Here is a 13,158-nt window from a genome sequence, read left to right as displayed (position 1 = left end):
CACTCCAGGCCTCGGATCCTAGGCACTTGGGCCGGCCGTTGCCCACCGCCCGAAGTTCCCCCCGCCGCAGCCGAAAGTTGTGCCTCGCGCCCCGACGTAGGATCGGACCCGACATGGCCGACACTTCATCGGGACGCCCGGCGCCAAAGCACCACGGACTGTCCGCGAAAACCCTGCGCAGCCTGGAGCACGCCTCCGGGCGGCTGGCGAGCGCGAGCGTCGCGGAAATGGAACGCCGGCTCGTCTGGTTCGCCCGGCTGCCCGCCGACCAGCGGGCCAGCGTGCTGCTGATCACGCAGACCGGGGCGAGCGGATTCGTCTCGTGGCTGCGCGATTCCAAGGAAGCGCTGAAACTCACCACCGACGCGTTCCGCGACGCGCCCGCCGAGGTGTCGCGCTGGATCAGCCTGCGCCAGGCGGTCGCGATGGTCCGGCTGGCGATCGAGGTCTTCGAGGAACAGCTCCCGGAATTCGCCGCGAACGAAGCCGAGCGCGCCGCGCTGATCGAAGGAATCCTGCGCTACGGCAGGGAAATCGCCTTCGCCGCGGCCAACTCCTACGCCGCCGCGGCGGAAGCGCGCGGCGCCTGGGACGCCCGGCTGGAAGCTCTGGTGGTCGACGGGATCGTCCGCGGCGACGCCGAAGAATCGGTCCTGTCCCGAGCCGCCGCACTCGGCTGGGACCCGGCCGCGGCGGCGACCGTCCTGGTAGGGAATCCGCCTTCGGACGATCCGCCGACGGTGGTTTTCGACGTCCGTGCCCGCGCCGCCCGGGTCGGCCGCGCGGTACTGCTGTCCGTGCAGGGCTCGCGGCTGGTGATCGTGATCGGCGGGCCGACCGACGGCGGGCCGAAGGAACGCGAAATCCTCGCCCGGATGTCCACTGTGTTCGCCGACGGCCCGGTCGTGGCCGGTCCGACCGTGCCGACCCTCGCCGAGGCACACCACAGCGCGGCCGAGGCCCTGTCCGGCTTGCGCGCGGTGGTCGGCTGGCCCGGCGCGCCCCGTCCAGTCCGGTCGGCCGACCTGCTTCCCGAGCGCGCGCTTTCCGGCGATCCGGGCGCGGAGCGGCTGCTGATCGACCAGGTGGCGCGGCCGCTCGAAGAGGCCGGGTCGGCGTTGCAGCGGACAGTCGAGACCTATCTGGACACCGGCGGAGTGCTGGAACGGTGCGCGCAGGCACTGTTCGTGCATCCGAACACGGTCCGGTACCGGCTGCGCAAGGCGGCGGAATTGACCGGGCGAAACCCGACTGAGGCGCGGGACGCGCTGGTGCTGCGGGTCGCGCTGACGGTGGGACGGCTGGCTCGCGCTCGTGGCCTCTGGTGACGCACGCCGACGCCCCGGTCCGTGAATGGCCCCTTACCGGAACCTAAGTCCCTCATGGGGCCCTTCACGGACCGCGTACCCGGCGCCGTCCTCGCCTGACCGCCGTGAAGGGAACATTCAGGGACTCTGAGTACCTCAATGTTCCCTTCACGGCACGCGTCGCTCGCCGCCGCGCGCGTCGCTCGCCCACGCGCGCGGCACGCGGACGAACTGGCAGCCAACTGGCGAACAGCAGCCGGCGGGTGACAGACTTCACGGCAAGCGCTGGTTGAATCCCACAAGGCTGATGGGTTAAGGACCAGGTTCTCCGGCCGGTCTTTGGAGGTTTCCTCCAAGAACGCCGCACGGACTTGGTGACCGCCCGCAGCCGAGGGAAACCCGGGACCGTGGTCTCATAGACAACGTGACAGTTGCAGTCCTCTCCCCCGGCCAGGGTTCTCAGACCCCCGGAATGCTCACCCCGTGGCTCGAGCTCGACGGTGCCCGCGCGCGGGTCGAAGAGTGGTCCGCTCGTTCCGGGCTCGACCTGCTCCGGCTCGGCACGGAAGCCGACGCCGAGGAGATCCAGGACACCGCGGTCGCGCAGCCGCTGATCGTCGCACTGTCCCTGTTGTCTTTCGAGCACCTGCCGGTGCCCGCCGACGCGCCGGTGGCCGGCCACTCGGTCGGCGAACTCGCCGCCGCCGCGATCGCCGGGGTGCTCACCCCGGCCGACGCCGTCGCGCTGGCCGCGGTGCGCGGGGCCGAGATGGCCAAGGCGTGCGCGCTCGAGCCGACGTCGATGGCCGCCGTGATGCTCGGCGACCCCGACGAGGTCACCGCGTGGCTGGAAAGCCAGGGCCTCACCGCCGCGAACCGCAACGGGGCCGGGCAGATCGTCGCCTCCGGCGCCGCCGAGGCGATCGAGCGGATCATCGCCGAGCCGATGGAGGGCACGAAGATCCGTGCGCTCAAGGTGGCCGGCGCCTTCCACACGCCGTACATGGCGCCCGCGGAAGAAGCGCTGCGCGAGCACGCGGCCGGTCTGACCCCGGCCGACCCGACGCGCCCGCTGCTGTCCAATGCCGACGGCCAGGTCGTCGAGAGCGGCGCGGAGTACCTGCGCCGGCTCGTCGCCCAGGTGACCCGCCCGGTCCGCTGGGACCTCACCATGGACGGGCTGGTCTCCCTCGGCGTGGACCACACCGTCGAACTCGCGCCCGCGGGCGCCCTGACCGGACTGGTCAAGCGGCAGCTCAAGGGTGTCGTCACCACTACCACCGCGCTCAAGTCGCCTGCCGAGCTGGCGGCGCTGCGCGAGGAGGACGCCCAGTGACCGCCCGCCCCACCCTGCGCCAGCAGACCGGCGCGCCCGCCGCCCGGATCCTCGGCTTCGGCAGCCACCAGCCGGACCGGGTCGTCACCAACGACGACCTGTCCCAGGTGATGGACACCAACGACCAGTGGATCCGCGACCGGGTCGGCATCATCGAACGCCGCTTCGGCGACAAGGACGAGCTGCTGGTCGACTTCGCGGTCGCGGCAGGCGCCGCGGCGCTCGCCGACGCAGGGGTCGAACCGTCCGAAGTAGACACCCTGATCCTGCCGAACTGCACCATGCCGACGCAGATCCCGAACGCGGCCGCGCAGGTCGCCGCGCGGATCGGCATTCCGAACCCAGGCGCGTTCGACCTCAACGCCGCCTGCGCCGGGTTCTGCTACGGCCTCGGCGTCGCCTCCGACCTGATCCGGGCGGGCTCGGCGAAGAAGGCGCTGGTGATCGGCGCGGAGAAGCTCACCGACGCGGTGGACCCGACCGACCGGGCGAACGCGATCATCTTCGCCGACGGCGCGGGCGCCGCGGTGGTCGGCGGTTCGGACGAGCCGGGCATCGGCCCGGTCGTCTGGGGCAGCGCGGGCGAGCTGGTCGACCTGATCTACATGCGCGACGGCAAGTACATCTACCAGGAGGGCCAGTCGGTCTTCCGGTGGGCGACCACCCAGATCGCGCCGATCGCGTTGCGGGCGCTGGAAGCGGCCGGCCTGCAGCCGTCCGATGTGGACGTGCTGGTGCCGCACCAGGCCAACCTGCGGATCGTCGAGTCGATCGCGAAGAAGCTGCGCGCCAAGGGCGCGCGCGAGGACCTGGTCGTCGCCGACGACATCAAGTACTCGGGCAACACCTCGTCCGCCTCGATCCCGATGGCGATCGACCACATGCGCAAGGCCGGCACGGCCAAGAGCGGCGACGTGGTGCTGGCGGTCGGTTTCGGCGCCGGGCTTTCCTATGCCGGGCAGGCATTCATCCTGCCCTGAGTGGATACTTCCCCCGCGGGCGCCGTGCCCGCGAGTGGACCTGCAGAAGCACTGAGAAGGGAACAACACCGATGGCTGACAACACTGAGATCCTCGCTGGCCTCGCCGAGATCGTCGAAGAGGTCGCCGGCGTGGCTCAGGACGACGTCACCGCCGAGAAGTCCTTCGTGGACGACCTGGACATCGACTCGCTGTCGATGGTCGAGATCGCCGTGCAGGCCGAGGACAAGTTCGGCGTCAAGATCCCGGACGACGAGCTGGCCAACCTGAAGACCGTCGGCGACGCGGTGAACTACGTGTCCGCCAACCAGAAGTAAGCCCTCTTCGTACCCGGACCGGGGCAGCCCCCGGTCCGGTGCCGACCTTGGGGAGACTCCCATGAGCAACATCGACGTCGTGATCACCGGAATGGGCGCGACCACGCCGCTGGGCGGGGACGTCACGTCCACCTGGGACGGCCTGCTGGCCGGCCGCAGCGGTGTCCGCACCATCGAGGCGGACTGGCCCGAGGAGCTGGGCCTTCCGGTGCGGATCGCGGCGCAGCTCGCCGTGGACCCGGCCGGGATCCTGCCCCGCGTGCAAGCCCGCAGGCTCGACCGGTGCGAGCAGGTGGCGCTCATCGCCGCCCGGCAAGCGTGGGCCGACGCCGGGTTCGCCGAGCAGACCGACGAGCACACCGATGTCGAACCGGAACGCCTCGGCGTCTCCATCGGCACCGGTGTCGGCGGACCGGTCACCCTGCTGACCCAGAACGACCTGTTGCACCAGCAGGGTCTTCGCAAGGTGTCGCCGCTGACCGTGCCGATGCTGATGCCGAACGGCCCGGCGGCGCACGTGGGCATCGACCTGAAGGCGCGGGCCGGGGTGCACTCGCCCGCGTCGGCGTGCGCGTCCGGGGCCGAGGGCATCGCCAACGGCTTCGAGATGATCCGGTCCGGACGGGCCGACGTGGTGGTCGCGGGCGGTGCCGAGGCGTGCATCCACCCGATCACCGTCGCCGGGTTCGCCCAGGCCCGCACCGTGTCGACGCGCAACGACGACCCGGCGGCGGCCTCGCGTCCCTTCGACGTCAACCGCGACGGCTTCGTGCTCGGCGAGGGCTCTGGCGCCGTCGTGCTCGAACGCGCCGACCGGGCGAAGGCTCGCGGCGCGCGGATCTACGCGAAGCTGGCCGGTTACGGAATCACCTCCGACGCCTACCACATCACCGGCAATCACCCCGAGGGAATCGGGCAGATCGCCGCGATGCGCGCGGCGATCGCGATGGCCGGTCTCTCCCCGTCGGACATCGGCCACGTGAACGCGCACGCGACGTCCACTGTGGTCGGCGACATCGGCGAAGCGGCCGCCATCCGGTCCGCGGTCGGCGACCACCCGGTGGTCACCGCGCCGAAGGGCGCGCTCGGCCACCTGGTCGGCGGGGCGGGCGCGGTCGAGGGCATCGCCACGATCTTGGCGGTCTACCAGGGCATCGTGCCGATGACGCTGAACCTCACCGACCAGGACCCGAAGGTCCAGCTCGATGTGGTGTCCGGGGAGAACCGCAAGGTCGAACTGGCCGCCGCGCTGAGCAACTCGTTCGGATTCGGCGGGCACAACACCGCGCTGGTGTTCACGCCGGCCGGCTGAGTACCGGTTCACGAAGAAGGCTCCGGGCGGGGATTTCCTGCCCGGAGCCTTCTTCGTCGTTCGGATGCCTGCTCAGCACTTGTCGTGTTCGATGGCGGTGTTGTCGGTGGTGTCGATCCGGTACGAGTTGTGCTCGAATTTCATCGGCATCACCAGCCGCCAGCGGATACACGGTTGCTGGAACTCCTGCGGCGCCTCGTCGAGGCTCTGCGTGCTGGTGAACCCGACCAACGCTCGCAGCGTGCCCTGCGCGCCCGGCTCGATGCGGTACAGCAGGATGGTGCCGTCCTTAGTGGACTTGAAGTCCTGGTGCCACTGCACCATGGTCGTCCGGGCGCGTCGTGCGTCGGTGACCGTATCGGCCCAGGCGGCGTAGTTCTTGTCGTTGACCGCCCGGAAATACGCCTGCAGAACGGTGCGCACCGCATTGTTCTGCGGATGGTTCGCGACGTCCGCGGTGACCTTGACGACGTCCGATCCGGGCCGGTCGTTCGGGTCCACGCTCTCCGACGGCAGCGGCGCGGTCACCGGGTCGGTCGCCGGCGGCGGATCCGGCTGGCGGTACCACTCGCGGGCGAGCAGACCTCCGCCGACGGTGATCGACAGGACCACCACGAGCACGGGGATCAACCACCGCTGACGGGACGGCGGGGCCGGAGAAACGCTCACCCGGGTGAGGGTACCGTCCCCGGTCAGCCCACCTGGTGCAGCCAGGTGACCGGGGCGCCGTCGCCCGCGTGCCGGTACGGCTCGAGCGCTTCGTCCCAGGCCGCGGCGAGCAGTTCGTCGAGCTTGTGCGCGAGCGACTCGCCGCCGCGCGTCATGCTGACGAGCGCGCGCAACTGGTCCTCGCCCACGACGATGTCGCCGTTGGCGCTGGTCCGGCCGTGCCACAGGCCGAGGCCGGGGGCATGACAGAACCGTTCGCCGTCTACGCCGGCGCTGGGCTCTTCGGTGATTTCGAAGCGCACCATCGGCCACGCCTTGAGGGCCCCGGCGAGTTTGCCGCCGGTCCCTGCGGGCGCGCTCCAGCTGCATTCGGCGCGAAGCTGTCCCGGACTGGCCGGCTGGGCCGTCCACTTCAGCTCCACTCGGGCACCCAGGGTGCCCGAAATCGCCCACTCGACGTGCGGACATACCGCAGACGGCGACGAGTGGACGTACACCACGCCTCGGGTGCTGCCACGGGTGCTCACTGCTGACCTCCGCTTGTTCGACGAGGGACGTCTTCCCCTACGACCTCTCGAACCCTGCGCAGGATCGCTAGCCTCCATGCCAGTTCCCGACTTGTGTAGCACATTCTGCACCCCGACTGTGCTGTTTGGCCACATGAACACCACAAGTCGCAGCGGACCGCCCGTTGTGGTGAGGCACGCCGACGCGCAGGCGCGAAGCACGGCTGCGGCGGCCCGGCGCGCTAGCGTAGCCCCGGAAGCAGCGTGGACCTTGAGGAGAGTGCGGTGCGACTGGTCCGTCTCGGGCAACAGCCCTCGCGCGTCGCGGAAGACGTGCGGGCCGCGCTCGCCTCCCTCGGCCGGGGGAGCACCGTGATCGGCGGCGTCGCCCTCGTCGGCGCCCGCCCCACCGGAGACCGCGCGGTGGAAGCGGTCGTCGTGCTGCCCGCCGGCGTGCTCATCGTGATCGGCGTGGACCTGCCCGACCCGGCGCTGCGGCTCGAAGCCCCGCTGAGCGGCTCCTGGAAGGCCGACGGCTGGCCGCTGGTGCACGGCGACGACGTCAACCCGGCGACCGAGGCGCTCGACCTGTCCCAGGAATGCGAACGCCGGATCGCCGAACTGGGCGGCGGCCCGGTCGGCACGATCGTGGCGGTCGGACCGTACGTGGAGACGGTCGAGCAGCCGCCGGGCGATCTGGCCGGACCGGTCCGGGTGCTGCACCCGACCCCGACGACGATGCTGGCCGCGACGGTCTCGCTGGCGACCGCGCGGCATCCGCGGTCGGTGGACCAGGCACGGGCGCTGATCGCGGCGCTGGCGCCGGACGCGCCGGAGCTTTCCGACGAGGTGCTGCGAGGGGAAGGGTTCGTTCGGTTCGCGGACGACGTTCCGCCGCCTCCCCTGCCGAGGTCCAGGGCTGATGGGCTGGGAGTCGCTGGCACGGGCGCGGCGGGCAGCGCGGCGGGTTTTGCGGCTGGCACGGGCGGGAGACCGGCTGGGGCCGGGGCTCCTGCACCTGGCGCAACCGTCGCGAGCGGTGTTGCGGTGGCTGGCGGTGCCGCGGCGCTGGGCAGCGGAATCGCCGCGCTGGGCGGCGCAGCCGGGAACACCGGTAGTGCTGGTGCGGCGGGCTCCGGCGGAGCTGCGGCGAGCGACAGCGCACGGGGCCAAGATCCAGGCTGGAAGGCGGTCCCGGCGAGGCCGGCCACCGCTGTGACCGGAGCGGCTGCGGCGGCCGTTGCTCAGCAGTCCGGCGCGGCCACAGCTGAGCGTTCCGGCATGGTCACGGCTGAGCGTTCCGGCATGGTCACGGCTGAGCAGTCCGGCACTGTCGAGGCTGAGCGGTCCGACACGGCCGAGGCGCAGAGTTCCAGCACTGTCGAGGCTCAGCGATCCGACGCGGCCGAGACCCAGAGTTCCAGCGCGGCCGTAACTGAGCGGTCCGGCGCGGTTGAAACGGTCGCTGCCGGTTCCGACGCGTCTGGCTCCAGCGCGCCTGGTTCCAGCGGCGGGTCCACGGGTGCTGCTTCCCCCAGCGCTCTTGCCGCCGCACTGGACAGCGCTGCTCCCCCGGCGCGGTCCGAGGCTCCCTCAATCGAACTCGACGCGCTTTCCGAGGCCACCACGGAATCCGCCGAGCCGCCCGCGGCACCGACCGACAAGATGCCGTCCCCGACGAAACCCGCCGGTCGCGGGCGGGCCCTCGGGGCGGTTCCGCCGATCGCGCCTGTGCGGGTTCCAGGGCAGGGCAGTCAGCCGCGCGGGGCGGTTCAGCCGGGGTCTCCGCCCAGTCCGCCCGCGCAGCCGGCTCGGCCGGGGCCTTCGCCGGTACCGGCTGCTCGGCCGGTTTCCCCGTCTCGGCCGGGTCCGCCGACCCCGGTGCCTCGGCCTGCTCCCGCGCCTTCGGCCGCGGGTGGTTCGGCTCAAGCGGCAGCGGCTTCCGGCGCTGCGGTCGGCGGCGCGGCCGCGGCGGCCGGTTCGACGGCGGCTTCCGGCGGCGCGACAGGTTCCGCGCCGGGGGGCGCTAGCGGGAACGGCAAGTCCAGCACCGTCAAGTGGGTGCCGCTCGCCGCGATCGTCCTGCTGGTCATTCTGATCGTGTCCGCGATCGTCGTGGCTACCAGCGGCGACAGCAACGACACCGCCGCCTCACCGGCCAGCAGCGCGCCAGCCACTAATCCGGCAGCCAGTCCGCCGCCCAGCAGCGCCGCGTCGAGTGCGCCGCCTGCGCCCAGCCTCAGTTTCCAGCCGATCGCGAACAGTTCGGACCAGAAGTGCGCGTCGCACGCGTTCGGCGACGTCCAGGCGAGCCTTCAGCAGACCAGCTGTTCCGCGGTCCGCCGCGCGAGCTACACGGCTCTCGTGGACGGTCGCGCGGCCGCGGTGACCGTCGCGGTCGTCGAGTTCCCGAACGCTGCGCAGGCAGCCAACTTCAAGCAGCTCGCCGACAACCCGGGCGGCGGCGGAATTCTCGACATCGCCGCCGAGAGCAACAAGTGGCCCTCGGGCACGCCGAAGTTCGACAGCTCGGCCTACGCCAGCAAGATCGACGGCAACGGCGTGCGGCTGGTGCAGGCGGTCTGGCAGCCGGGACCGTCCACTCCGGACGATCCAGGGCTGGTCCGGGCCGCGAAGGGCGCGCTGGACCTGCAACTGCCGTCCTGATCACCCGCGAAGAGAAGGCCCGCAGCCGAAGCTGCGGGCCTTCTGCTTACTGTGAATCGTCCGTGGTCGGCTGGCCAAACGATCTCCGCTGTCCCGGAACCGGGCACTGGTCATCCCCGGGCGGGACCGGGAACCGCGCTCAGAGCCCGTACGCCTCCAGCAGCCGCAGCCAGACCTCGCTGATCGTCGGGAACGCCGGGACCGCGTGCCACAACCTGTCCAGCGGGACCTCGCCGACCACCGCGACGGTGGCCGAGTGCAGCAGTTCCGCCACGTCCTGGCCGACGAACGTGACGCCGAGCACGACGCCGCGTTCGGTGTCGACGACCATTCGCGCCTTGCCGGCGTACCCGTCGGCGTGCAGCGACGAACCGGCCACCGCGATGTCGATGTCCACCACCCGGTCCGCCGAACCCTCGCGTGCCTCGCTGACGCCGACCGACGTCACCTCCGGGTCGGTGAACACCACCTGCGGCACCGCGTGGTGGTCGGCCGTAGCGCTGTAGCGGCTCCACGGCGCGGTCGAGATCTCCTCGCCGCGAGCCCGGGCGGCCACCGTGTCGCCGACCACTCGAGCGGCGTATTTCCCCTGGTGAGTGAGCAAAGCGCGGCCGGTGACGTCACCCGCCGCGTACAGCCAGCCACCCTCCACAGCGGACACTCGGCCGCTTTCGTCGACCTCGAGCGGACCGGTCGTGGGCAGCCCGACGACGTCGAGGCCGACCTTCCCGGTGGCCGGTGCCCGGCCGGTCGCGACGAGCAGCTCGTCGACCACGATCTCTTCGCCGCCCTTGAGCAGCAGCCGCGTTCCACCGTCCACAACGGACACTTCGCTCAACCCGGACGAGACGTGTGCGCGCACGCCCGCCTCGCGCAGCCCGGCCAGCACCAGGTCGCCGGCGAACTCCGGCAGCCGCGGCAGCGGCCGTTCACCGGTGATCACCAGGTCGACCTGCGAGCCGAGCCGCGCCCACGCCTGCGCCATTTCGACGCCGACCACGCCGCCGCCGAGCACGCCGAGCCGGGCCGGCACCTTGGTCGCCGACGTCGCCTCCCGCGAACCCCACGGCCGGATCGTGTCCAGGCCGGGGATCGGCGGTGTCCGCGGCACGCTGCCGGTGCACACGATCACCGCGTGCCGGGCGGCGAGCACCCGGCCGTCGTCGAGGGTCACTTCGCGCTCGCCGCTGATCCGGCCGTACCCGCGCACCGGCTCGATGCCCGCCCCGCGCGCCCAGGCGACCTGGCCCGCGTCGTCGCCGCGGCCGGTGAACCAGTCGCGGCGGGCGAGCACCTTCTCCGGATCCAGCGCGTCGCCGACCGGCACCCCGGGAATCCGCTTCGCGGCGGCGAGCAGATTTCCCGGGCGCAGCAACGCCTTGCTCGGGATGCACGCCCAGTAGGAGCATTCCCCGCCGAACAGTTCGTGTTCGACGAGTGCCACCTTCAGCCCGCCCATGGCAGCGCGTTCGGCCGCCACCTCGCCTACCGGGCCCGCGCCGATCACCACGACGTCGAAAGTCTCTGCTGACATGCACACAGCGCACACCACCGCGCAGGTTCGCGCAAGCCTGGCGCTATTGTCGTCCACGAGCTGCAAGAAACCGGCGGCACCAGAAGGTTTTGGGTCGTCGCCGTGCCGGTTGCACGCATGACCACGATCGAGCACGGGAGGCTCCATGGCGAGGAACACCGCTGCCCACGTCCCGGACGCACTGACCGGCGGCCGCGCGGCCGAGACGGTCGCGTTCTCGCTGGACGGGGCGGATTACGACATCGACCTGGGCGCCCGCAACGCCGCCGCGCTGCGCCGGCTGCTGACGAAGTACGCGAAGGCAGGCCGCCGCTCGGGCGGCCGCAAGCTGCGGCCGCGCCTGGTGGCCGGAACGGTTCGGGCCGCGACCGCGGCACAGAGCGGGAAAGCCGTTGCGGGCAAGGAAACTGCCGCTGGCAACGCAGGCGCAAAGGCGGGCAAGAAGGGAACCGGCGCTGCTTCGGCAAAGCCCGGGAAGGGCACCGGTTCCGCAGGTGTGACGAAGAGTTCGGCCGCCGGCGCTCGCAGGGCCCGCGCGGCTGAGACTGCTGCCAAGCCGGTGAAGGGCCCGGCCGCGAAGAGGTCGGCTACGGCCAAGACCTCGGCGAAGGTGGCGGTCAAGCCGACCGAGACGAAGACGACGACCGCCGCCACCACGGCGGCGAAGACCGCCACGGTGAAGAAGAAGGTGGCAAAGCCCGCTGCCGCCAGGGCTTCCGCAGCCAAGCCGACGGCAGCGAAGGCGACGGCAGCGAAGGCCGCGATCAAGACGCCAGCCAAGCCGGCGGCAACCAAGACTGCCCCGGCTGCATCGGTCCCGGTCACTGCCGCGCCCACATCGGTCCCGGTCAAGGCAGCCAGGGCGAAGGCCGCGCCAGTCAAAGCCGCGCCAGTCAAAGCCGCCCAGGCCAAGGCCTCGCCGGTCAAGGCCGCGCCACCCAAGGCCGCGCCGGTCAAGGCCGCGCCGGTCAAGGCCGCGCCGGTAAAAGCAACCGCCCCGGTGAAGGCAACCGCGCCAGCCGAAGCGTCCGCGCCGAAAGCCGCCGCGAAACCGCGGCGTGCGGCGCGAGAGGTTCCGCCGGTGCTGTTCTCCTCGTCCGGCACCTGATTCCGCCGAGTGATCGGCCGTCCGGCTTCTCCCCGGCGGCCGATCAGCGGCGCGGTCCGCGGCTGCGCGAAGATCCGGCTAGACCGGACTTCCCGCTGGTTCCGTGAAGGACCCCATGCCGGAATTAGATTCCCTCCAGGGACCCTTCACGGACCAACCACAGGCTCCGCATGGCTGGGCCGACCTCGCCGCGCGCCCCTTCACGAACGCTGCCGTCCCTCCGCGTGCCACTCCGCGTACCGGTACCGGCTCTCCAGCAATGCCTCCTGCCGCGCCAGTTCCGCTTCGCTGGGCGGGCGCGGCGGCAACTCCCCCAGCAACCCGGCCGCCGCGCTGCGCACCACGTCCTCCACCTCGCGCAAGCTCATCGAAACCCCGTGATCAGCCAGGGAAGCGACCTTGCTTCGGTGCGAGTCCAGCGGCTTCGGATCCGGCGGCGGACCAGTCAGGTAAGCGCCGACGCGCGCGGCATCCGTGTCGATCAACAGCGTCGAGTGCGCGAGCAGCACGCCTTTCGTCCGGAACACCGCGAACCCGCACAGTTTCGCGTCGCCGACGAAGATGCCGCGGTCGCCGATCCGGGCGGGCAGGCCCAGTTTCTCCACCGCGGCGGACATGACCAGGCCGAGCATTTCCAGTGGACGGTCGGACGGGCCGGGCAGCACGAGCGTGACGTTGAGGTTGCCCGGGTCGTGGAACACCGTGCCGCCGCCGCTGGCTCGGCGCAGCACCGGAACCCCGTCGCGAACGCAGTCGTCGACGCGGACTTCGCGGGCGATCCGCTGTCCTCGGCCGACCACCACGCACACCGGGTTCCGCCACAGCCACAACACCGGACCCGGCGGTTCCTCGCGCAGCAGAGCTTCGTCGAACGCCAGGTTCTCGGCCGGGTCGGCGAACTCGGCCCGCACTTCCGACCCGCTGGTCATCGCGTTCCTCCCTCGCCTGCCGGGCCCGCGGAGTCCCGAGCGGGCCCGAGCAGGTCCCAGCGGTTGCCCGCGATGTCCCGGAAGACGACCACCGTGCCGTAGGGCTCGGTCCGGGGTTCGCCGAGGAACTCGACGCCGGCCGCGCGCATCCGCTGGTAGCTGGCCTCGAAATCGGCCACCCGCAGGAAGAATCCGACTCGTCCGGCGTGCTGATCGCCGACCGCCGCGGCCTGCCGGTCACCGTCGGCCTGAGCCAGCAGGATGCCGGTTTCGCCCCCGGGCGGGCGCACGACCACCCAGCGTTTGGGGCGTCCGTCGTTGGTCAGCGACGGCGAGTCCTCGACCAGATCGAAGCCGAGTGCGCGGGTGAAGAAGTCGATCGCTTCGTCGTAGTCCGCGACGATGATCGCGGTCAGGTGCAGATGGGCCACGACTCACCCTAAACGCGCGTCGGCGCCGAACGTCCGGGCCGCCCGGCAAGCGGATGCGCGGG

General features: G+C 71.6%; 12 protein-coding genes. 7 read left to right on the top strand and 5 right to left on the bottom strand.

All coding sequences use genetic code 11. The features are described from left to right. Positions 1 to 113 precede the first annotated feature (113 nt). The 5 genes from AMYBE_RS0101645 (at position 114) to AMYBE_RS0101625 (ending at position 5,252) form a co-directional block, all read left to right on the top strand. A complete protein-coding gene (locus AMYBE_RS0101645) occupies positions 114 to 1,328 on the top strand; it encodes a PucR family transcriptional regulator (RefSeq protein ID WP_020657586.1) in 1,215 nt (404 codons plus the stop codon). A gap of 403 nt (positions 1,329 to 1,731) precedes the next feature. Beyond that, a complete protein-coding gene (locus AMYBE_RS0101640) occupies positions 1,732 to 2,643 on the top strand; it encodes an ACP S-malonyltransferase (protein WP_084469851.1) in 912 nt (303 codons plus the stop codon). Next, positions 2,640 to 3,623 (top strand): beta-ketoacyl-ACP synthase III, encoded by a 984-nt coding sequence (locus tag AMYBE_RS0101635; RefSeq protein ID WP_020657584.1) that lies wholly within the window; start codon positions 2,640 to 2,642, stop codon positions 3,621 to 3,623. The genes AMYBE_RS0101640 and AMYBE_RS0101635 overlap by 4 nt, the downstream gene beginning before the upstream one ends. Before the next feature lie 71 nt (positions 3,624 to 3,694). Next, complete coding sequence (locus AMYBE_RS0101630; RefSeq protein WP_020657583.1) at positions 3,695 to 3,940, top strand: acyl carrier protein; 246 nt, start codon at positions 3,695 to 3,697, stop codon at positions 3,938 to 3,940. Positions 3,941 to 4,001: 61 nt separating this feature from the next. Continuing rightward, a complete protein-coding gene (locus AMYBE_RS0101625) occupies positions 4,002 to 5,252 on the top strand; it encodes a beta-ketoacyl-[acyl-carrier-protein] synthase family protein (protein WP_020657582.1) in 1,251 nt (416 codons plus the stop codon). Positions 5,253 to 5,324: 72 nt separating this feature from the next. Here AMYBE_RS0101625 and AMYBE_RS0101620 read toward each other — a convergent pair whose 3' ends face one another. Next, a complete protein-coding gene (locus AMYBE_RS0101620) occupies positions 5,325 to 5,921 on the bottom strand; it encodes a hypothetical protein (RefSeq protein ID WP_027927280.1) in 597 nt (198 codons plus the stop codon). Positions 5,922 to 5,944: 23 nt separating this feature from the next. Continuing rightward, the gene (locus tag AMYBE_RS0101615) at positions 5,945 to 6,448 is read right to left on the bottom strand and encodes a DUF3145 domain-containing protein (protein ID WP_027927279.1); all 504 of its coding nucleotides are present in this window, start codon (positions 6,446 to 6,448) and stop codon (positions 5,945 to 5,947) included. Between the two features lie 264 nt (positions 6,449 to 6,712). On the opposite strand from AMYBE_RS0101615, the gene AMYBE_RS46835 reads away from it, so the two are divergent. Then, a complete protein-coding gene (locus AMYBE_RS46835) occupies positions 6,713 to 9,094 on the top strand; it encodes a hypothetical protein (RefSeq protein WP_020657579.1) in 2,382 nt (793 codons plus the stop codon). A gap of 139 nt (positions 9,095 to 9,233) precedes the next feature. Here the strand turns inward: AMYBE_RS46835 and AMYBE_RS0101605 are convergent, their stop codons facing one another. Continuing rightward, entirely contained in the window at positions 9,234 to 10,628 is a 1,395-nt protein-coding gene (locus AMYBE_RS0101605; protein WP_020657578.1) for a dihydrolipoyl dehydrogenase family protein, read from the bottom strand. Positions 10,629 to 10,773: 145 nt separating this feature from the next. Between AMYBE_RS0101605 and AMYBE_RS40795 the strand changes: the two genes are divergently transcribed. After that, entirely contained in the window at positions 10,774 to 11,736 is a 963-nt protein-coding gene (locus AMYBE_RS40795) for an Lsr2 dimerization domain-containing protein (RefSeq protein ID WP_020657577.1), read from the top strand. 200 nt (positions 11,737 to 11,936) lie between these two features. On the opposite strand, the gene AMYBE_RS0101595 is transcribed toward AMYBE_RS40795, so the two are convergent. Together AMYBE_RS0101595 and AMYBE_RS0101590 are read right to left on the bottom strand one after the other, a co-directional pair. Further along, complete coding sequence (locus AMYBE_RS0101595) at positions 11,937 to 12,665, bottom strand: lipoate--protein ligase family protein (RefSeq protein WP_020657576.1); 729 nt, start codon at positions 12,663 to 12,665, stop codon at positions 11,937 to 11,939. Beyond that, complete coding sequence (locus tag AMYBE_RS0101590) at positions 12,662 to 13,096, bottom strand: VOC family protein (protein ID WP_020657575.1); 435 nt, start codon at positions 13,094 to 13,096, stop codon at positions 12,662 to 12,664. The genes AMYBE_RS0101595 and AMYBE_RS0101590 overlap by 4 nt, the downstream gene beginning before the upstream one ends. Between the last annotated feature and the right edge of the window lie 62 nt (positions 13,097 to 13,158).

It is taken from the genome of Amycolatopsis benzoatilytica AK 16/65, assembly GCF_000383915.1.
GTDB classification, from domain to species: domain Bacteria; phylum Actinomycetota; class Actinomycetes; order Mycobacteriales; family Pseudonocardiaceae; genus Amycolatopsis; species Amycolatopsis benzoatilytica.
This window is presented reverse-complemented; position numbering and strand designations above follow the sequence as displayed.